Origin of the sequence: Mesorhizobium sp. M1A.F.Ca.ET.072.01.1.1, from assembly GCF_004023325.1 — a bacterium.
Lineage (GTDB): Bacteria > Pseudomonadota > Alphaproteobacteria > Rhizobiales > Rhizobiaceae > Mesorhizobium.
In genome coordinates this window covers 1-19,841 of record NZ_RZSF01000098.1, presented here as the reverse complement: position 1 = coordinate 19,841, position 19,841 = coordinate 1, and the positions used below count along the sequence as shown (strand labels likewise).

The 19,841-nt window shown below is 64.3% G+C and carries 20 protein-coding genes and 1 pseudogene; 11 read left to right on the top strand and 10 right to left on the bottom strand.

Annotated elements, in window-relative coordinates:
* Positions 1 to 665, bottom strand: a pseudogene (locus tag EOA32_RS15810) (cysteine--tRNA ligase); the annotation flags it as partial.
* A gap of 388 nt (positions 666 to 1,053) precedes the next feature.
* Between EOA32_RS15810 and EOA32_RS15805 the strand changes: the two are divergent.
* Positions 1,054 to 1,209, top strand: a complete 156-nt coding sequence (locus EOA32_RS15805) for a hypothetical protein (RefSeq protein WP_082953737.1) — start codon at positions 1,054 to 1,056, stop codon at positions 1,207 to 1,209.
* Between the two features lie 100 nt (positions 1,210 to 1,309).
* Here the strand turns inward: EOA32_RS15805 and EOA32_RS15800 are convergent, their stop codons facing one another.
* Complete coding sequence (locus EOA32_RS15800; protein WP_128372246.1) at positions 1,310 to 2,071, bottom strand: SOS response-associated peptidase; 762 nt, start codon at positions 2,069 to 2,071, stop codon at positions 1,310 to 1,312.
* A 113-nt stretch (positions 2,072 to 2,184) separates the two neighbouring features.
* Between EOA32_RS15800 and EOA32_RS15795 the strand changes: the two genes are divergently transcribed.
* The 4 genes from EOA32_RS15795 to EOA32_RS15780 all read left to right on the top strand — a co-directional run bounded on the left by EOA32_RS15795 (position 2,185) and on the right by EOA32_RS15780 (position 4,603).
* On the top strand, positions 2,185 to 2,613 hold the full coding sequence (locus EOA32_RS15795) for an NUDIX hydrolase (RefSeq protein WP_128372245.1): 429 nt from the start codon (positions 2,185 to 2,187) through the stop codon (positions 2,611 to 2,613).
* Between the two features lie 69 nt (positions 2,614 to 2,682).
* The gene (locus EOA32_RS15790; protein WP_095781940.1) at positions 2,683 to 3,060 is read left to right on the top strand and encodes a TIGR02301 family protein; all 378 of its coding nucleotides are present in this window, start codon (positions 2,683 to 2,685) and stop codon (positions 3,058 to 3,060) included.
* Positions 3,061 to 3,397: 337 nt separating this feature from the next.
* A complete protein-coding gene (locus tag EOA32_RS15785) occupies positions 3,398 to 3,655 on the top strand; it encodes a hypothetical protein (RefSeq protein ID WP_066997401.1) in 258 nt (85 codons plus the stop codon).
* Positions 3,656 to 3,808: 153 nt separating this feature from the next.
* Positions 3,809 to 4,603 (top strand): hypothetical protein, encoded by a 795-nt coding sequence (locus EOA32_RS15780; protein ID WP_095777840.1) that lies wholly within the window; start codon positions 3,809 to 3,811, stop codon positions 4,601 to 4,603.
* A 178-nt stretch (positions 4,604 to 4,781) separates the two neighbouring features.
* Here the strand turns inward: EOA32_RS15780 and EOA32_RS15775 are convergent, their stop codons facing one another.
* Positions 4,782 to 6,113 carry a dihydroorotase gene (locus EOA32_RS15775; RefSeq protein ID WP_128372244.1) on the bottom strand — a complete coding sequence of 444 codons (1,332 nt, stop codon included), beginning with the start codon at positions 6,111 to 6,113 and terminating at the stop codon, positions 4,782 to 4,784.
* Positions 6,114 to 6,198: 85 nt separating this feature from the next.
* Here EOA32_RS15775 and EOA32_RS15770 point away from each other — a divergent pair, with 85 nt between their 5' ends.
* The 3 genes from EOA32_RS15770 (at position 6,199) to EOA32_RS15760 (ending at position 9,907) form a co-directional block, all read left to right on the top strand.
* The gene (locus EOA32_RS15770) at positions 6,199 to 7,062 is read left to right on the top strand and encodes a folate-binding protein YgfZ (protein WP_095829293.1); all 864 of its coding nucleotides are present in this window, start codon (positions 6,199 to 6,201) and stop codon (positions 7,060 to 7,062) included.
* A complete protein-coding gene (locus EOA32_RS15765; RefSeq protein ID WP_066997413.1) occupies positions 7,062 to 7,700 on the top strand; it encodes an HD family hydrolase in 639 nt (212 codons plus the stop codon). Before EOA32_RS15770 ends, EOA32_RS15765 begins: the two co-directional genes overlap by 1 nt.
* Positions 7,701 to 7,894: 194 nt before the next feature.
* Complete coding sequence (locus EOA32_RS15760) at positions 7,895 to 9,907, top strand: EAL domain-containing protein (protein ID WP_245499292.1); 2,013 nt, start codon at positions 7,895 to 7,897, stop codon at positions 9,905 to 9,907.
* Positions 9,908 to 9,920: 13 nt separating this feature from the next.
* Here EOA32_RS15760 and EOA32_RS15755 read toward each other — a convergent pair whose 3' ends face one another.
* A complete protein-coding gene (locus EOA32_RS15755) occupies positions 9,921 to 10,811 on the bottom strand; it encodes a fatty acid desaturase family protein (RefSeq protein WP_128372249.1) in 891 nt (296 codons plus the stop codon).
* A gap of 107 nt (positions 10,812 to 10,918) precedes the next feature.
* On the opposite strand from EOA32_RS15755, the gene EOA32_RS15750 reads away from it, so the two are divergent.
* The gene (locus EOA32_RS15750) at positions 10,919 to 11,833 is read left to right on the top strand and encodes a LysR substrate-binding domain-containing protein (RefSeq protein WP_095828831.1); all 915 of its coding nucleotides are present in this window, start codon (positions 10,919 to 10,921) and stop codon (positions 11,831 to 11,833) included.
* Between the two features lie 3 nt (positions 11,834 to 11,836).
* On the opposite strand, the gene EOA32_RS15745 is transcribed toward EOA32_RS15750, so the two are convergent.
* From EOA32_RS15745 to EOA32_RS15725, 5 genes are all read right to left on the bottom strand, one after another.
* Positions 11,837 to 12,109 carry a DUF3303 family protein gene (locus tag EOA32_RS15745; RefSeq protein WP_095828830.1) on the bottom strand — a complete coding sequence of 91 codons (273 nt, stop codon included), beginning with the start codon at positions 12,107 to 12,109 and terminating at the stop codon, positions 11,837 to 11,839.
* Between the two features lie 73 nt (positions 12,110 to 12,182).
* On the bottom strand, positions 12,183 to 13,646 hold the full coding sequence (locus tag EOA32_RS15740) for a RimK family protein (protein ID WP_128372242.1): 1,464 nt from the start codon (positions 13,644 to 13,646) through the stop codon (positions 12,183 to 12,185).
* 4 nt (positions 13,647 to 13,650) lie between these two features.
* Positions 13,651 to 14,748, bottom strand: coding sequence for a GNAT family N-acetyltransferase/peptidase C39 family protein (locus tag EOA32_RS15735; protein ID WP_128372248.1), 1,098 nt, complete (start codon positions 14,746 to 14,748; stop codon positions 13,651 to 13,653).
* A gap of 208 nt (positions 14,749 to 14,956) precedes the next feature.
* On the bottom strand, positions 14,957 to 15,751 hold the full coding sequence (locus EOA32_RS15730; protein WP_128372241.1) for an anti-sigma factor: 795 nt from the start codon (positions 15,749 to 15,751) through the stop codon (positions 14,957 to 14,959).
* Complete coding sequence (locus EOA32_RS15725; protein WP_128372240.1) at positions 15,748 to 16,266, bottom strand: sigma-70 family RNA polymerase sigma factor; 519 nt, start codon at positions 16,264 to 16,266, stop codon at positions 15,748 to 15,750. Before EOA32_RS15725 ends, EOA32_RS15730 begins: the two co-directional genes overlap by 4 nt.
* A gap of 245 nt (positions 16,267 to 16,511) precedes the next feature.
* Here EOA32_RS15725 and EOA32_RS15720 point away from each other — a divergent pair, with 245 nt between their 5' ends.
* The gene (locus EOA32_RS15720; protein ID WP_066997434.1) at positions 16,512 to 16,757 is read left to right on the top strand and encodes a type II toxin-antitoxin system VapB family antitoxin; all 246 of its coding nucleotides are present in this window, start codon (positions 16,512 to 16,514) and stop codon (positions 16,755 to 16,757) included.
* A complete protein-coding gene (locus EOA32_RS15715) occupies positions 16,757 to 17,185 on the top strand; it encodes a type II toxin-antitoxin system VapC family toxin (protein WP_066997437.1) in 429 nt (142 codons plus the stop codon). Before EOA32_RS15720 ends, EOA32_RS15715 begins: the two co-directional genes overlap by 1 nt.
* A gap of 3 nt (positions 17,186 to 17,188) precedes the next feature.
* Here EOA32_RS15715 and EOA32_RS15710 read toward each other — a convergent pair.
* Positions 17,189 to 19,841: DUF2339 domain-containing protein (locus tag EOA32_RS15710; protein WP_245499290.1), on the bottom strand; the 2,653-nt coding region annotated here is incomplete at its 5' end.

Sequence of the window (19,841 nt, the reverse complement as noted above, 5' to 3'; positions counted from 1 at the left end):
CTTTCCCAGCCGGGCTCTTCCGGCGTCGAGAGTTTCCATAAAACGAAATCGCCGGGGTTCTTCTTGTGGGCGTCGACGGCGATGCGGGCGCCGGCCTGCTGCTCGTCGAGATTGCGCTTCGAAAGCTCGCCATAATCGGGCATCGAGGCGGTGTCGAAGAGCACCTCGCCGCCGGCGACATAGGCGTGGCCGCGCTCGATCAGCTGCGCGATCAGCGACAGCATGTCGGCCTTGCCGTCGGCGCGGGGCGCGACGAATTCGGTCGCCCGCGGCTCGTGGGTCGGCTCCAAACAGCCGAGTGCCGCGACATCTTTGTGGTACTGGTCGGCGGTCTTTTCGGTGACGCGCCGGATCGCGTCGTTCAGCGAAAGCGTCCCGACTTCGATCTCGGCGCCGAAATCGCGCAGGGCGCGCGCATTTATCTTGTCGTCGACATCCGTGATGTTGCGCACATACGTGACGTGCTTTTCGCCATAGAGTTGGCGCAGCAAACGGAACAGCACGTCGAAGACGATCGCCGGCCGCGCGTTGCCGATATGGGCAAAGTCGTAGACCGTCGGGCCGCAAACATACATGCGCACGTTTTGCGGATCGATCGGAACGAAACGCTCCTTCGCCCGCGTCAGCGTGTTGTAAAGGCTGAGGCCCTTCGATGCGTCAGACATTCGTGCTCTTCCGATCCCTTATGTTGGACGGAGCCTCCCCGCGCGCGGGCGCAAATCGGGCTCCAGCCTGCTGGCCGGGGCGTTTGTCCAATCTAGGGGAAGATAAGGCGAAAACGTCCGGACCAGCGCGAGGCTAGCCAATAATGCAAATGCCACAAATGGCGAAAGACGTTTTCATGCCCGGCTTTATCGCGTCCGCAGGTGTTGCCGTCAAGTCGCTCAACTCGGGAAAGCTGTCGTTCCATCACAGGTAAAAACGGGCCGAAACATTTTATTAAGCATCTCGGCACAGTGATGAAACATTATCGGACTAGACCGCCAAACGTCACGATTTGGTCCGAATCGACCACCAAACCCAGACACGAAAACGTTACCAGGGAAGAGAACAATGCCTCGAAGTAAGCAAGAACAAAGCCGACCGGCGCAACAGCCGCTCGCCAGCCACTACCGCGCGATCGGCCCTGCGGCCATCGTCGCAGCCCTTCTTCACACCGCGAAGAAGAAGAAGCCGGCGCAGAAGATCATCTCGCCGCGCGCCGCCTGAAACGGCAGGACCGGCGCAGTCTCCGAAGATCGGAGTGCCGGCAATGAGGGCGACGCCAATGCTCGTCCTGGAGATGGAAGGCCTCCGCTAGCAGCCTTCGCTAAAACAGGGTCATCTGGTTTTCGTCCGCGCCGGGTTTCTGGCGCCTGACCCTGTCGGGGTGAGGCCCGACCATGCCCCTCTCCTGAATCTCCGGCCCGGTGTTGGCGACCTTGTTGACGAGGTCGGAAACCGGAATCGCCTCGAAGAAATCGGGCTCGGCGGGCTTGAGGAGGTCGAGCACGTCGCGCGGCTCCTGCGTGCGGCAATCCAACCAGCGGGCGAAATCGCGTTCCTCGATCACCACCGGTACGCGGTCGTGGATATGGGCGGTGCCGGCGTTGGCCCGCGTGGTGAGGATCGCGCCGGTGTCCATCTCGGAACCGCCCGGCTCGGCATAGGTCTCGATCAGACCGGCGAAGGCGATCACCCCGCCCCGCCGCGGCTGGATCCAGTAGGGCTGGCCCTTGGCGCTACCCGACTGCTGCCATTCATAAAAGCCGGAGGCCGGCACAAGGGCCCGGCGATGGCGCATGGCGGTCTTGAACGAGGCCTTCTGCAGCACGCCTTCCGAGCGCGCGTTGAAGAGCAGCGGAAATTCCTTCGTATCCTTGACCCAAGTCGGGATCAGGCCCCAGCGCACCAGCATCGCCTGGCGGTCTGGCAGGTTGGAGCCTGGCGCTCTTGGCGGACCGGCGAACGCCATCAGCACCGGCTGCGTCGGAGCGATATTGTAGCGGGCCGGAAACGCCTCCAGCTCCGCCAGGCCAAGAATGGCGGCGGTCTGGTCCGGCGAGGCGGTCAGGGCAAAGCGTCCGCACATGGATTGGCTCTTCGGTCGGGATCGCCATGAAAGTGGCGATGGAACCGCCGCGCCGCAACCGCTAAAGTGGTCCGGTCCACAACCAAGCCGGCAGCCGGCGCGATTCGCAACGCATGAACAAGGTTCGCAAGATTATCCCGGCAGTCTCCGTCGCCGTCGTGCGCGGCAAGACGGTGCTGCTGGTCAAGCGGGCGCGGCCGCCTTCGCAAGGGCTCTACGCGTATCCCGGCGGCAAGGTCGAGCCGGGCGAGACGCTGGCGCAAGCCGCGGCGCGCGAACTCAAGGAGGAAACCGGGCTCAAGGCGAAGGATTACCACCCGCTGCGCGACATCCATATCGACGGCCGCGCTGAGCACCACGCGGTCGACTATCTGCTGACGGTGTTCGGCGCGGCCTATGTCGGCGGCGAGCCGGCAGCGAGCGATGACGCCGAAACGGCGGCGTTCTACACGCTGGCGGAAATGGCGGCGATGCCGCTGGCGGGCGATGTGTTTGAAGTTGCCGAGGAGTTGCTTGGCCCTGCCCAAGCCGCCGAGCGGTGACCCCAGAATGGCCTTGCAGGCGACAAAATGTTTCGCCACAAAGCCTTGCTCTTCCATCGCAAGGCCCTGATGACCCGCGCCTCCCCCTTTCTCGCCGCAAGCCTCGCCATCAGCATGGCCGTCACGGTGCAGCCGGCATCGGCGGCCGAGGCGCCGTTCGAGCCCGGGCTGATGCGGCTTGCCGAGGTGCTGGGTTCGCTGCATTTCCTGCGCAACCTCTGCGGCGAGAAAGGCGACCAGTGGCGGCTGGAGATGGAAAAGCTGCTTGAGTCGGAAAATCCAGATCCCAACCGGCGCGCCCGCTTCATCGCCTCCTTCAATCGCGGCTACCGCTCCTTCAGCGGCACCTACACGCAGTGCACGCCTTCGGCCACTGAGGCCATTGCCCGCTACATGAAGGAAGGCGAGACGCTGTCGCGCGATATCGCTTCCCGTTACGGGAATTGAGGACCGGCATCGATCGCGACTATCCACCGACAAATCGCTCCAATGTGGCCGGCCTTATTGTATCAGGCTGCGCCTTGGTGCAATCATCTGTTGCGCTTATGCAACAATGTTAATGAAACGTTAGTGGACAAATGCGGAATTAACTCAAACTGAAGGTTTTAATGCCGCAAGCTGGCTAATCGGCTAAGCTCGGTCGGAATTGATCGCAGCCTTGCTCGATATGTAGATTGCGACTGCAGAAACGTCGTATTTACAAGCACTTGTACGGGCAGCGCATGAACTGGCAAGTCAAGCCCGGTCCCTTGCCGGACCGACGCTTGAAAAGGTGGACATCGCAATGGAACATGGCGTCAGCGACATCGACGCGTTGGTCAGGGAAGAAAAGCGCCTGACCGCCGTGGAGAGCCACAGCGAAGCCTGGGCGGAAGGATTGTCGGCCGGCATCGAGCCTGAAATCATCGCCGAGGCTGCGCTGGAAACCGCCTTCGGCGAGATGCTGCGCGCCAATGGTGAGACCTCAGCGCTGGCCCTGCTCGACCGCATGCGCGAAAAGGTGATCTCCGGCGCCTTCGAGCCGGAACGGCTCAGGCACTAGCCCGCCCGCTTTTGGCTGCTTTTGACGGCGACGCGCCGTTTGGGCATCATACCCGCCGCCTAGCCATTAGTCTTTTTCGCAATTCCGGACGGAAATCATGCACAGTTTTCCTGGAATTGCCCTAGCGAGCCCGGAACCATGGAGAGGCAAGGGGTGAGATTTTCGTTGGCAGGCAGGCCGCGCGGGCTGGCCCTCGGCATCTGGATCACTGCTTCCTGCGCCGGACCATTGGCAATCTGCCTCGCCAGCACGCCTTCCTATGCGCTAAGCGAGATCCAGCGCGAGGATTTGCCTTCGCCGGTCACTCCGCCCACCAGTGACGAAACGACCGCTCCGGGGACCACCGTGCCAATGCCGGCCGCGCCCGGCACCAAACCCTCCGACAACAGCCAGCCGGCCGACGAGACGGACAAGAGCGCGCCGGAAGCGCCAACCGGCAGCGGCGGCATCACCAGCCCGCGCTCCGACCCGGATTCGCCGCCGCCGCCCGTCGTCTACGACCTCGACAAGCTTCCCGAACCGGTCAAACGCATGCACGGCCTGATCATCGAGGCCTGCAAGAGCGGCGATATCGAGAAACTTCGGCCGCTGATCGGCTCGGGCGAATCCATGACGCAGCTTTCGCTCGGCGACATCGAGGGCGACCCGGTCGCTTTCCTCAAGGGACTCTCCGGCGACGGCGATGGCCAGGAGATTCTCGCCATTTTGGAAGAGGTGCTCAGCGCCGGCTATGTCCATGTCGACACCGGCACCCCGCAGGAGCTCTATGTCTGGCCGTATTTCTTCGCGCTGCCGCTCGACAAGCTGGATCCCAGGCAGCGCGTCGAGCTGTTCAAGCTCGTCACCGCAAGCGACTATGACGACATGAAGCAGTTCGGCGCCTATATCTTCTACCGCGTCGGCATCACGCCCGCCGGCCAGTGGCTGTTCTTCGTCGCCGGGGATTGAGCCAGAAGCTCATCCCTTGCCAATTTTGGTCTGCGGCCATATGCGGTTTCCTCCTCTCGCAGAGCCGGAATCGCATCGGCTCCCACCGTCGGCATTTCGAGAAGAAAATCGACGAGGGCAAGTTCCCGCAGCTGCACGCACTGTTAATGCAGGGCGCGCTTAAGAAATCCAACGTGGCCTAAGCCGCCAGCGCCTCGGAAAACTCCACCGCCCTGCCCTGGCCGGGCGTGACGATCTCGCCGTCCCACATTACCCGGTTGCCGCGCACGATGGTGCCGACCGGCCAGCCGGTGACCTCTTTGCCGTCATAGGGCGTCCAGCCCGCCTTGGAGCCAGCCTGCGCGTTGGTGATGGTCTCGCGGCGCTTCAGGTCTACGACGGTGAAATCGGCGTCGTAGCCGGCGGCGATGCGGCCCTTTCCCGCCATGCCGAAGATGCGCTGCGGACCATGACTGGAGAGATCGACGAAACGCTGCAAAGTGAGCCGGCCGGCGTTGACATGGTCGAGCATGATCGGCACCAGCGTCTGCACGCCCGTCATGCCCGAAGGCGAGGCAGGATAAAGCTTGGCCTTCTCGGCCAGCGTGTGCGGCGCGTGGTCGGACCCCAGCACATCGACGATCCCTTGCTCGATGCCGTGCCAGACGCCGTCGCGGTGGCGCGCCGCGCGCACGGGCGGGTTCATCTGGATCAGCGTGCCAAGCCGCGCATAATCGTCAGCTGAGAGCGTCAGGTGATGCGGCGTCGCTTCGCATGTGGCGACGTCCTTGTGCTGCTCGAGGAAAACGATCTCCTCGGCCGTCGAGATGTGCAGCACATGGATGCGGGCGCGCGTCTGTCTCGCGATGCGCACCAGGCGCTCGGTGCAGCGCAGCGCCGCGATCTCGTCGCGCCAGACAGGATGCGACGAGGGATCGCCCTCGACGCGCAGACCGAGCCGCTCGCGCAGACGGAACTCGTCCTCGGAGTGGAAAGCGGCGCGGCGGCGGGTATTGCGCAGGATGGAGGCGACGCCTTCGTCGTCCTCGACCAGCAGGTCGCCGGTGGACGAGCCCATGAAGACTTTTATGCCGGCAGCTCCTGGCAGCCGCTCGAGCTCGCCGACATCGCCGGCATTGTCGCGCGTGCCGCCAACCCAGAAAGCGAAGTCGCAATGCATGCGGCCGGTGGCGCGCCGCACCTTGTCGGCAAGGGCCGCCTCGCTGGTGGTCAGCGGATTGGTGTTGGGCATCTCGAAGACCGCGGTGACGCCGCCCAAAACCGCGGCGCGAGACCCGGTTTCCAGATCTTCCTTGTGCTCCAGTCCCGGCTCGCGGAAATGCACCTGGCTGTCGACGACGCCGGGCAGGATGTGCAGGCCCGTGCAATCGATCGCCTCGCCGGCCGACGCTTGGCCGAGATCGCCTATCGCGGCAATACGCCCGGCCTTCACGGCGACATCGCGCCGGCCTTCACCGTCATGGTTGACTACCGTGCCGCCTGTCAGGATGAGGTCGAAGGTGGTTGCCATGGACTGGTCCAATCTCTTGCGGGGGGAGTGTGGCCGGCTTACGTAATGACCATCATTTTTGCAAGATCAGGCCGACTTCACGCCCATGCCCTTTGCCCTGCTGAAAGACCGCGCGCTCATTTCCGTGTCAGGCCCGGATGCCGAACATTTTTTGCAAAACATCCTCACCACCGATCTCGATGCGCTCGGCGCCGGCGAGGCAAAGCCTGGCGCGCTGCTTTCGCCGCAAGGCAAGATCCTGTTCGATTTTCTCATCTCTCGCGCCGGCGAGAACGGCTTCCGGCTGGAATGCCGGACCGACATAGCCGATGACTTCGTGCGCCGGCTGATGCTTTACCGGCTGAGGGCAAAGGCCGAGATTGCCAAGCAGGATCAGGCGCTTGTCGCGGTTGCATGGGGCGATGATTCAACCGCCTCACTTGCCGATTCAACTTCGCTCGCCGACACGCGCTTCCGCGAGGTGGAGGTCAGGCGCACATATGAGGGCGCAGTTCAGGAGAGCGGCGATGCCGGCGCATGGCAGGCCCTGCGTATCGCCAACGGCATCGCCGAAAGCGGCAGCGACTACCAGCTCGGTGACGCTTTCCCACATGACGTTCTCCTCGACGAGAGCGGCGGCGTCGGCTTCAAGAAAGGCTGCTATGTCGGCCAGGAAGTCGTCTCGCGCATGCAGCATCGCGGCACCGCGCGACGCCGCGTGTTGATCGCCACAGCCGGGGGTTCCCTGCCTGCGTCCGGTAACGAGCTCACCGTCGCCGGCCGGCCGGTTGGCACGCTGGGTTCGGTAAGCGGCGGACGCGGCCTCGCCATCGCCCGCATCGACCGCGTCAAGGCAGCGCTCGATGCCCGCGACCCGATCATGGCCGGCGATGTCCAGGTGACGCTCGCCATCCCGGGCTGGGCGAAATTCTCCTTCCCGCAAGACACCGTCAGCGCGGAGGAGGCCTGATGGCGGCCGACAGGGCGGGAGCGCCGCCGCGCGCCTGGCAGCGCATGCTGTCCGGCCGGCGGCTCGACCTGCTCGACCCCTCGCCGCTCGACATCGAGATCGCCGACATCGCGCATGGCCTCGCCCGCGTCGCCCGCTGGAACGGCCAGACCAGCGGCGAGCACGCCTTTTCGGTGGCTCAGCATTCGCTGCTGGTCGAGGCACTCTATGGTGAGCTGGTGCCGGCCGCCTCCGCCGAGGCGCGGCTCGCCGCGCTGCTGCACGACGCGCCCGAATATGTCATCGGCGACATGATCTCGCCCTTCAAATCGGTGATGGGCGGCTCCTACAAGGACTGCGAGCTCAGGCTGCAGCGCGCCATCCATCAACGTTTCTCGCTGCCGGCCGAGCTCGGCGCCACCTTGCGCAAGGACATCAAGCGCGCCGACCAGATCGCCGCCTATTACGAGGCGACGCTGCTTGCCGGCTTCTCGACCGCGGAGGCGACGGAATATTTCGGCCGGCCGCGCAGCTTTTCCGCCGACCATTTCGACTTCACCCCACGCTCGGTGACCTGGGCGCAGGCGGCATTTCTGAAACGATTCGCGGCGCTGGAAGCTAAACGCCAGCCTTTTCTTGCGGCCAATTCCGTCAAATAAAAGAACGCTAAATTAACCGGCGGCCACGACAGTAAACTGTTCAGTCACGGTCGGCAGGCGCGCTCATGCCCGTTGCTCATGTCAAGGCTGGTTCGGCCGCAGTCAGGCGGAAGGCAACCGGTATTGGCCCGGTTCGACGAATAGCGGAGGAGCTTCGCGCACAAAACGAACGGTTTTCGGCCGCCGTCGAGAACATGTCGCATGGCCTGTGCATGTTCGACGCCGACGAGCGCATGATCATCTGCAACCGAAACTATATCGACCTCTTCCGCCTCGACGCCAAAGTCACGAAGCCCGGCATTCGCTTCTTCGACATCTTGCAGCACAGCGTCGAAATCGGCATCGCCTCGCAAACCGCCGAGCAGCTCTACGCCGTCCGCAAACCCTATATCGACGGCGCCAAACCCTCGACCTATGAGGAAACGCTGGCGGACGGGCGCATCATCGTCATCTCGCATCGGCCGCTGGCGTCCGGCGGCTGGGTGTCGATCTACGAGGACGTGACCGTGCAGCGGCGCGCCGAAGAGGAATTGAAGGAGCAGCATCGCCGCTTCGACGCCGCTTTGGCCAACATGTCGCAAGGCCTGCTGATGTATGACGCCGACGGCAAGCTGATCGTGCGCAATCAGCGCTTTCTGGATCTCTACAAAGTCGCCGCGGCAGATTTCCCCTTTGGTACGACACACCGCGACGCGCTCAAACGACTGCTGGAACTCGGCATCTACACCAAGATCGACGTCGACAGCGAAGTCACCAGGACCGAAGCCTGCCTGCGAGCAGGGAAAATGCAGTCGGCTTACCGCTATCTTGCCGACGGCAGGACGTTTCTAGTGGTCCGGCAGCCGATGAGCGGCGGCGGCTGGGTCGTGACCTTCGACGATGTTACCGAGCGTCGCCGCGCCGAAGAGCGCATGACGCATCTTGCGCATCACGACACGCTGACCAACCTGCCGAACCGCTCGATGTTCCGCGAGCGCCTGGACCAGGCATTGAGCGAGGCCAAGCCCGCGCCGGTGGCGATCTTCTCGCTCGACCTCGACCGCTTCAAGGCCGTCAACGATACGTTCGGGCATCCGGCCGGCGACTGGCTGCTGAAAAGGGTGGCCGAGCGCCTGCAGCGCTGCCTGCGCAGCGACAAGGACGTGGTGGCGCGTTTCGGCGGCGACGAATTCGCCATCATTCAATCCAATATCAGAAACGCGGTCGACGCCGAAAAGCTGGCCAAGCGCATTATCGAGGTGATCGGCAAGCCTTATCGCGACAAGGGCCGCGAAATGCATGTCGGGGTGAGCCTCGGCATCGCGCTTTATCCCAGCGACGGGCAGGATGCGGATACGCTGCTCACCAATGCCGACATGGCGCTCTACCGGGGCAAGAGCGAGGGGCGCAACATCTACCGTTTCTTCGAGCCGGGCATGGATGCCATGGTGCGGGAGCGCCTGGCGCTCGAGGCCGACCTCGAAGCTGCACTCCCGAGGCGCGAGTTCGAACTGGATTTCCAGCCGATTCTCGACATCGCCGCCGGCGAGATCGTCGGCGCCGAAGCGCTGATGCGCTGGCGCTCGCCGTCGCGCGGGCTGGTGCCGCCGCAAGACTTCATCGCCGCGGCCGAAGAAACCGGGCTGATCGTGCAACTCGGCGACTGGGCGCTGCGCAAGGCCTGCGGCGTGGCGGCGGGCTGGCCGCAGGACGTGCGCATGGCGGTCAACGTCTCGGCGGCCCAGATCAAGAGCGGCGGCTTCGCCCGCAGCGTGATTGCGGCGCTCGCCTTTTCCGGCCTGCCAGCAAGCCGGCTGGAACTCGAAATCACCGAAACGGTGATGATGGACGAGAGCGACAGCGTGCTGAGGACGCTCGGGCAATTGCGCGGGCTCGGCGTGCGCATCGCGCTCGACGATTTCGGCACCGGCTATTCTTCGCTCGGTTATCTGCGGCGCTTCCCGGTCGACAAGATCAAGATCGATCGCTCCTTCATCCACGATCTCGACAAGCGCGACACGGCGGCGATCGTGCGCACGGTTATCGGGCTCGGCGCCGAGCTCGGCATCACCGTCACCGCCGAAGGCGTCGAGGCCGAAGCGCAGCTCGACATGCTGCGCAAGGCCGGCTGCGGCGAGGCGCAAGGTTTTCTGATCGGCGCGCCGGCCAGGGCCTCGGAGATGAGCCGCCTGCTGCGCTCGCAGGAAAAGCTTCGCCGATCCGGTTGATGCCGGGCACCGGTCAGCGCAGCGTCTCGAAATATTTCTCGTGGAAGATCACATAGCCGGGTTCTACCACTTTGAGATGCCGCGCGATCAGCCGATGAAAAGCCGGCAATTGATGGAACGGCACACCCGGATAGGCGTGGTGCTCGGCATGGTAGGGCATGTTCCAGGCGAGCTTGCGCACGAACCAGTTGGTCAGCGTCGTCCTGGTGTTTTCCAGCATATTGGCGACGAAGGGGCAGCGGCCATGCTCGGCCAGCAGATAAAGCCTGAGAAAGGGCTGCCCGAGCAGCGCCGGTACGAGCCAAACGTAGAGGATCACGGTCGCCTCGAGCCAGATCGCAAGCGTCAGCACGACGAGGTAGAAGGCGATCATCGCCCGCGCTTCGGCCTGGACTTTCGGCAAGCCTTTCGGGGGCACATAGCTGTCCCGGCAGCGGCCGCTGGCATTTCTGTAGAGCGTCTTGAAATGACCCCACCACACCGGCAGGCCAGACACATGGACGATGTACTGTCGCAAGGTCTCGGGCTTCGGGAAAGCCAGCTCCGGATCGTTCTGCGGGTCCTGAGTGAAGCGATGATGGGCGAAATGGAAATAGCGGAACCAGTCGGCGGGCAGCGCGATCGCCAGGCTGCAGAGCCGCGCGACGGCATCGTTCAGCCACTGCGTCTCGAAGGCCGTCCTGTGCACGGTCTCATGCAGCAGCGTGAACAGGAACACGATCAGGATGCCCTGCGGCAGCATCAGAACCGGCCAGTACGGCACCTTGGCCGCGATCAGCGCGCCGAGAGCGACGATGGCGCCGAGATGAACGGCGAATTGGATGATGCCCGGCAGATCGGACTTGCCGGTCAGCCGGCTGCGCTCCTCATTGGTCAGCGAGGCGATGACGTCGCGGTGGTCGATGGTGTGGTCGATGGCGCTCATGAGGCTACCGTACTGCAGAAAGAAAGCTTTCGAAAAACGAGGAATTCTGCAAAATAGATAAGCTCAGCTTATCTTTTCCGGTCGCCATGGTCGCACTTCCCTCCCTGCGCGGACTTCAAGCCTTCGAGGCGGCGGCGCGCAGCGGCAGCTTTGCCGCAGCGGCGGAAGAGCTGTCGATTTCGGCGGCGGCGGTCAGCCAGCTCATCCGCACCGTGGAAGAACAGATGGGCCGCAGGTTGTTCCACCGCGTCAACCGGCGCGTCGTGCTCACCGAAGCCGGCGTCGAGATGTTGCCGAGGCTTACCATGGCCTTCCAGGAAATCGGCAGCGTCGCGCGGGATGTAAGCGGCGATGCGTTCCGGCCGAGGCTCGTCATCTCGGTGCCGCCTTCGATGGCGATGGGCTGGCTTTCCGAACGCCTCGCCGGCTTTGTCGCCAGCCACGGCGCCGCGGATATTTCGCTGAGAGGCGAGGACGACCCTGTGCCGTTCGACCATGAGATGGTCGACATCCGGCTATCCTACGGCCCGCACTATCGCGAGCACCCGACCGGGGCGATCGCCCGGGATGCGGTCTATCCGGTCTGCGCGCCCAGCCTTGCCGGCGCAGCCAAGCCGGAAACTCTCGCCGGCTTGCCGTTGATCCACACCGATTGGGGTCCGACCGGTGCCGCCTTTCCGTCCTGGCGCAACTGGCTCGAGGCGGCGGGCATCGCGCCGGGCCGGTCGGCCCAGCGCGGGCTTTCGGCCAACTCGTCGCGGGCCGCACTCGATCTCGCCATGTCGGGATTGGGCGTGGCGCTGGCGCAAGGCATCTACTGCGCTCGAGCGCTGGAAGATGGCAGGCTGGTCCGGCCGGTTGCCCGAGCGCTGGAATTGCGCCAGCCTTATTGCCTGACGATCCCCGAACGCAGCGCAAGGCGCGACGTCGTGGCGGCGTTCCGCGAGTGGCTGATCGCGGAATGCGTGCGCGCGGTCAGGTCGCCGGCGCTCGGTGCCTAGCAGTCAGAGATGTCCGGCCAGGGCCGCGACCATGTCCTTGCTGGTGGCTACCGGAACGATCTCGAACTCCACCAGATCGGCCCATTCGATGACCCAATGCTGCAGCAGCGTGACGTCATCGGCTTCGACCAGCAGGAAACAGCGGCTCATGTCGCCTGCGATCCAGCTATGGTGAACGACAAGCGCGTCCGGTTTCAGCCGGCCCCGATCGCGGAAACGCCGGTAGATTTCCTTGCGGTCGCAGCCGCGAAAATCCTCGATCACCAAAAACAGCATCTTGCCCCCATTCAGTTGATTGTCTTAGCCGTATTCAGCGACGCCAGGCGATCCCGTCCGGTTGCAAAATGCTTTAGCGGCCAGTGCGCTCCAGGCGTTCCAGGAACCATTGCGTAAGCCGCACCCAGAGTTCGTCCTTCTCGCCGGAATCCTCCCAGCCATGGTCGAGATTGGGGTTGTCGTTGACCTCGATGACGAAGACGCCGTCCTTGGTTTCCTTGAGGTCGACGCCGTAGAGCCCGTCGCCGATGCAGCGCGCCGCCTTGACCGCCGTCTCGACCACGTGCGGCGGCGTCTGCTTCAGCGTGAAGGTCTTGATGCCGCCCTGATCGGGCTTGCCGTTGGCCTTGTGGTTGACGATCTGCCAGTGTTTTTTGGCCATCAGGTAATGCACGGCAAACAGCGGTTGGCCGCCGAGCACACCGACGCGCCAATCATATTCTGTGGGGATGAATTTCTGCGCGATGAGGAGATCGGAATCCTCCAGCCACTCGGTCGCCAGCTTTGTCAGATCGGCAAGGTTCTCGCATTTCTTGACACCGCGCGAGAAGGATGAGTCCGGGATTTTCAGCACCAGCGGAAAGCCCAGCGTCTGGGCGGCGAGCTCCAGATCGGAGGTGCCGGCAATCATCACCGTCGGCGGCACCGGCACCTTGTTGTAGGTCATCAGCTCGTTGAGATATACCTTGTTGGTGCAGCGGATCATCGACAGCGGATCGTCGATCACCGGCATGCCCTCCTGCTGGGCGCGGCGCGCGAAGCGGTAGGTGTGGTTGGAGATGGATGTCGTCTCGCGGATGAACAGCGCGTCGTAATTGGCGAGCTTGGCCAAATCCTTCCTGGTGATCGGCTCGACCTCGACGCCCATCTTCTCGGCGATCCTCGCCCAGTAGCGCAGCGACGAAATCTCCGAAGGCGGCAACTCCTCATGCGGATCGACGAGCGTCGCGAACGTGTAGCGCGCCGGCGTGCGCCCCTTGGTGTCGCGCCACTCGCGGTTGGTGTAGGTCTCCAGGCATTGCAGGAAGACTTCTTCCTGCTCCTCGCTCATGCGCGCGAGCGGCAGGAAGCCGATCCTGCGGATCGAAGCCCATTCGGCGCTGTCCTTGATGTGGACCTCGAGCGCCGGCGCGCGAAACCAGTCGAACAAGAGTTTGGTGAACCGGTCCCAAACTTTCGAGGGCCCGATGCCGAAAAAGACGGCGACCTTCGTCGGAAAGGTTCCGTCGAGATCCTTGCGGCATTTGTTGAGCGCGAGCTCGAGTTCCGGCAACGCATGCTCATAGAGCTTGCGCTCCGACAGATCGATCATGGTCTCGACGGTCGGGATCACTTTGTGGCCGCGCGATCCGGCGAGCAGCGAGGCATAATAGCCGCGGCTCTGATAGCCGTAGTTGTTCGACAGGTTGATCACCTTAGGGCGCTGGCCGCGAAACAGCGCCGGATGCGCGAGATAGTCGCGGTTGGTGATGATCTTGTGCGGCGTCGCCACCTGGTCGAGATCGTTCTGCCTGCCTGTAAGGATGACCCAGGTCATTGTGTCAGCGTTTTCCCAGGTTGATGGCGGCGCGCAACCCGTCGCGGCCGAACTGAGCCATGTTCATGAAGATGCCATAGGGCACGGGAATGTTGGCGGCGTCGAGGATGGTTTCCTGCCTTTCGTCTTCGACCCAAGGATCGTGGATGAGGATATGGTCGCCGTCGTCGCCGATGGCCAGCACCCAATGCGGCACCTTCTTGCCGAACATCAGGAAGCCGCTGATCAGCACCAGCACCAGCTTGCCCTCGGCAAGGGCGGCGCGGATGTCGTCGATGCCGAACGGACGGTAATTCACCGGGATGCCGTAAAGTTCCGCTCGCCGGCGGAAGTCGACCTGCGCGAGCTCCATCACCCGGCGCTTTTCCTCGCTGCGCACCGACTGCAGGAACAGCGCGCCGTGAAAGGATACGAAGATCTCGGCGGCAAGCCCGCTTTCATAGCCGGCCACGGCCAGGCCGAAAGGCTCGCAGCCGCCCGGCCCCGACATCATGAATACCGTGGTCGCCTCGCGCCACAGGCGTATTTCCATAACCGGATCGGGCACGAAGCCGGAATCGAAGTTGGCCATTGCCATCATCAGGCAGCACGGACCACAGGTGAACTCGCAGGTCTGCTGATAAAACGGTACCCCGGTGCTGGTCGGGACATCGCCGCGCAGCGTCTTTTCGTAACGCAGCGCGGTGGCGCCGTCCTCGTAATAGTCGGGCTCGCGGCCAATTTTTCGGTAGCCTGCCTGCTCGTAGATGCCGATGGCGCGCTGATTGTCCTCGCGAACCTCGAGCCGCAGCATCATGCGATCGTGGTCATAAGCCGCCTCTTCGGCCGCGGCCAGCAGTTGGCGGCCGATGCCGAGATTGCCGAAGAAGGGACCGACGGCGATGGAATAGAGCCGGGCCACGCCGCTGCCCTTGCGAAACAAGACCACCGCGTAGCCGGCGACATGGCCGTCATTCTCAGCCACCAGCATCTCGGCGGTCTCACGCTCGATCAACTGGCGAAAGGAGCGGCGCGACAGGCGATCGCTTGAGAAGACAGCCTTCTCGATGGCGGCGAGGTCATCGACGTCCGACGCGCGGGCCTTGCGGATCTCGGCAGGCATGCGGGGGTTTGGGAGAACCTCGATTGGATTAAAGGAAACGGCCCCGGTCAAAAGCAGCACCCCGGCCGAAGCGCCGGTCTTCATCAAGCGCTATCGCTCCTTGATTAGGGCCGAATTGTGACAGGTTCCGCGGCGGCAGAAAAGCACCACGGCTTTGAACTGAACCACTAATTCGAAACAGCGTAGGCCGTTGAAAACAGCCGCCTCCTCAGCTCGAAATACCGGCCAGAAGCTGGCCATAGGCGCTCTTGGCGACCTCCGACAGACGCTCCGGCGGTAATGTGCCGACGACGGCGCAGCCATAGCCCTTGTCCAGCCAATACACCGCTTCCGGACCGTCAGCCTCGGCCGTATAGGTTCCCTTGGTGGTCTGCGATGATTCGGCGGTGACGAAGAGCGAGATGCGCTCGCCCTTGGCGTCTTCGTAAAGCAACATCGCGGCCTTGCCACGCTCGCCCGCCGGCAACAGCCGGCCGCCGACGAGTGCGAAGCCCTCGGCCGCGAGATCGGGCGCCACCAGCTTCAGCCCTACCCGGTTGGACAGCCAGGTCTGCAGATGGTCCTTGTCGCTTGCCGGCACCTCGACCGCGTGACGCTTCTCGGCGGCGTAGATGAGATGGGCGGAAATCGCCTGCTCCGCGAGTTGGTCGTCGCTCTCACCGCTGCGGCCAATGCCGTCGATGCCGGCGAGATAGCCACCGAACCCGCCGACCATCAGCACGGCTGCCGCCGCCGCCGAAAGCCACCAGCGCGAGCGCCAGGCAGGCGTCCGCGCCGGCGCTTCGCCAAGCACCGCGTGCCGTAGCCTTGCCGGCACCGGTTCGTCCATCACGCCGGCCAGGGCGGCGCGGAGCGCCGCACGGTCGGCTATGTAACGGGCGCTCTTCGCCTTCATTTCGGGATTGGTTTCGAGCCAGGCGTCATAGGCCATGCGCTCCTCGCCCGGCAGCTCGCCATCGAGGGCCATGTGGATATCGCGTTCGGTGAAATCGCGCCGGGTCATCGCTCGACGATCCTTATCGAGCGGCGGCGCGAGGAGTCGTCCAGCAGGCCGCGCAGTTCCTCGCGGCCACGCGCGATGCGCGACATCAGCGTGCCGGCCGGCACGCCCAGGATGTTGGCGGCCTCGGCATAGGAAGAGCCTTCGATAGCGACCATGACCAATGCCGCGCGCCGATCGGGGCCGATCGCCCGCAGGGCATCCATGATCTCGCGCGAGGCTATGCTTTCGACCTGATCGGCGGGCGCGGCCTGGGCCTCGCCGGCTTCCAGAGGCAACATTGCCGCCTCGCCTCGCCGGTTAACCTTGCGCATCTGGTCGATGAACAGATGATGCATGATCGTAAACAGCCACCTCCTGGGGCTTTCTCCAGTTTGCCAGTTGTCGAGCCGCACAAGCGCCCGCTCGAGGCAGTCCTGGACGAGATCGTCAGCGGAATCGCGGTCGCGCAGCAACGAGCGCGCGTAGCGGCGCAGACGCGGTATCTCGCTCAGGATCGCTGCCTTCTTGTCGTCCATGACCGCTTGTTTCGTGGTCGTCTTCCATTCGATTGAACGCGCCTTCCCGGCGCGGCGCAAGCAGCCAGCACGAAGCGGACCACCCGCTCCGGTACCCAAGCACCTGAATAACGCCGGCGGATGCCGGTTTATTCCCGGCGCGAGCGGAGGCGGAACCAAGGTTGAATACCGGTTCTGGCCATTGTATATTCCTCATTGAATATCTTGCATATTCATCTTAGAATATACGCCGGAGGAATTCGACAATGTCTTTGTATATCCGCGATGACGAGGTTGACGCGCTGGCTCGTCAGCTGCAGTCCGCGATCAAGGCGCCCACGAAGACTGAAGCCGTGCGGATCGCGCTCAAGCGTGAGCTCGAACGGGCACATGCCGTCCTCCCACTAAGCGAGCGCATTAGAAAGTATCAGGACGCAGCGAGGGCGCTCGGTCCGGACGACCTGGACTTCGACATGAAGAAATTCATGGACGAAGGATGGGATGACCTCTGATGTTTCTCGATGCTTCCGCTATCATCGCTATCATATCGGAAGAGCCGGGTGCGAACCGCCTTCTTAGGAAAATGGAAGCCGCCGAGAAGCTTTATTTCTCGCCGAGTTCCGCATTCGAGGCGATTGTTGGGATAGCTCGCAGGAAATCCGTAGCGGAAAACGGCGACCAGCTTCCGACGCCACCCGCCCTGATCGAACGATGTCAAATGATCGTCTTGGGTTTCCTGGCCGAACTCAAGGCCGTTGAGGTCCCGCTGGACACGCGGATCCGAGAACTCGCTGTAAGGGCCGCGCAAGATTATGGTCGATATGTGGGCCACCCAGCCAAACTGAATTTCGGCGACTGCTTCAGCTACGCATGCGCCAAAGCCTATCGCGTACCTCTGCTCTACAAAGGCAACGACTTCTCGCAGACCGATCTGGCCTGACCTTTATTCGGCTCCTAACCTCGCCGCCCTTGTCAGCAGACGCTGATAGAAAAGTCCGATGCCGATCAGCACGGCGCCCAGACCGATGAAGGAGAGCGCGCGCAGCACGCCTTCCAGCTCCGACATGTCGAAGAGGAAGACCTTCAGCACGGCGACCGCGATCAGCACGGCCGAGGCGATGCGCAGCACCTGCGACCTCAGCCAGACGCCGGCGGTCAGCAGCGCCACGCCGATGACCAGCCAGAGCGCCGAATAGGTATAGGTCTCGAGCTGGCCGAGGCCGCTCCACAGGCCGATGAACTCGCCCTTGAACAGGCGCCGGACCGACAGCGTGGCGTAGGCGAAGGCGAGCAGCGAAGCGACCAGCGCCAGCATCGCGGCATACCATCTCGGGCGCCTCTCGCGGACATAAAGCGCCAATGCTCCTGCTGCGACCGCCGGCAGCAGATAGGCGAGCAACAACAGGTTGAAGAACGGGACGGCGCCGGTCGATTCATCCGTCAGCAGCGGGTTCAGCACCAAGAAATGCCGGATGAGGATGAAGGCGACCGAGAGCACGCCGGCGGCCATCGAGCCATAGCGCAGCACCGGGCTCGGCGAGCGCAGGTCGATGACGACCAGTATGGCGCCGGCGCCGAGCGCGATCAGCGTGTAGATCGCCTGCTCGGCAAGGGTGACGGGGCCGGTGTCGATGACGCCGCCATGCATGGCATGGCGCACCAGCATTGCAATGGTGAGCAGGCCGAACAGCGCCGCGGCCGCTTCCATGGCAAGACGCGGTCGTCCGTTGGTGGTGCGGGCGAGTTGCCAGGCGGCGAAGCCGAAGGCGAGCGCCGGAACGCCATAACCCGGCAAGAGCCAGTTGAAGACCGGCGTCGTCGATAGTGCCGCTGCGTCGACGATGGTCGGATCGAAGGCGACGCGACCAAGCACGGCGACAGCCGCGCCGACCGCGATCCAGCCCAGCACCGGGAAGCTGCGCCAGCGCGTCGCGAGCGCCGGCACGACGGCGGCGGCGCCGAGCAGCACCGTCGTCCAGCCGGAGCCGAAGGCCATGTGCAGCATCAACAAGCCTGCGACGCCGCCGCCGCCGAGCGCGAAGGAGACGGCGGGGCCGCCGCGGAGCGGCGGTTCCTCGGCGCGCGCGATCCACTCGCCGCCGGCGGCAAAGACGACCACCAGAAGCAGGGCTGGCAGCGCGTAGCCAAAATCGCGGTCGATGTCGCCGAAGGTGAGCCAGAGCGCGGTGAGCACGACCAGCGGCACAATGACACCCCATGCCGCCCAGGACGCGGCGCGGATAGGCGCAGCAGCCGCAAAGCGGCGCGCGGCCCAGAACCCGGCTGCGACGAAGACCAGGGCAAGCGCGATGCCGAGGCGGAAGGTCAGCGTGTCGGATGCGGCCAGCGGCTCGGCGCCCAGGCCGACATCCAGCGCATCGGCGCCGATGGTGGCGGGCGGGATGATGCCAAGATAGATCAGCGCCGTCGCCAGGCCGGCGGCGAAGAGGAGCGGCAAGGCGCGCGGCCGGTAGAGCGCCACTGCCAGCAGAGCGGCGAGCAGCACCGCGCCGTGCGAGGCATAACCCGCCTTGGCAAACACCGGATCGACCGACAGCCCGAGCGCGGTCAGCGCAACGAAGAAGCCGGGCGCGATTGATGGCCAGTCGAAGCCGGGCTCCGCGTCGTCGCGGCCAGCAGTCAAGAAATCGGCTAGCCAGACGAAGGCGAGCACGGCAAGCGAGGCCAGGCTGATGAACAGCACCGTCGAGAGATTCACCTCCAGTGCATTGGTCATGTAGACGATGGTCCAGGTGCCGGTGCCGGCGAAGGCTGCCGCGACAAGCGCCTTCCAATCGCGGATGCGGGCGATAGCCGCCGTGGCGGCAAGCACGATCGCCAGGTAGACGAACAGCGCCCACGGGTTCGGCGCCTCCGAGGCGACGAGCGCCGGCGTCACCATGGCACCGACGAGGCCGATGCCGGCCAGCGCCAGGCCGTGGACCAGCGAGACGGCAATGGTGGCGACGCCGATCGCGCCGAGCAGCGTGAAGGCGAGCGCGGGGCCGATAAAGCCGTAGATGCCATAGGCTGCATAGACGGTGCCGAACAGGATGAAGGCGCCGGCGCCCGTCAGAATCGCCGGGATGTAGGCGCCGGCGGCCCCCTGCACCGGCACCCGGAAGCCGGTGCGGCGGATGAACTCGGCGCCGGCAAGCAGCACAAGGCCGAGAACGCCGGCCATGGTGAGGCGCACGCCGGGGCCGAAAATGCCGGCCTCGATCGTGTAGCGGATCAGGAACAGGCCACCCAGCGCCAGCGCGATGCCGCCGACCCAGACCGCCCAACGCGTGCCGAGCGCCGTCTCGACATCGCGGGCGGCCCTTGCAGGTACTGCCGCTTCGGCCGGCGCGGCAGGTTGCGTCAATTGTCCCTCTCCGGCGGGTTCGGACGGAGTCCCCTCGCCCGCTTGAGCTGGCGCTTCGGCTTTTGGTTCGTCGGGTGTCGCGGCGGCTGTGGCCTGCGGGGCTGCTTCACCTGTCGGCGGCGCGGCGGCTGCGGGAGCTTCGCTTCCAGCAGCTCCGCCCGCGGCCTCGCCAGTCCGGGGCGCGGGCTGCGGGATGCCCGAAAGCACCAAGCTGCGCAGTGCGCCAAGC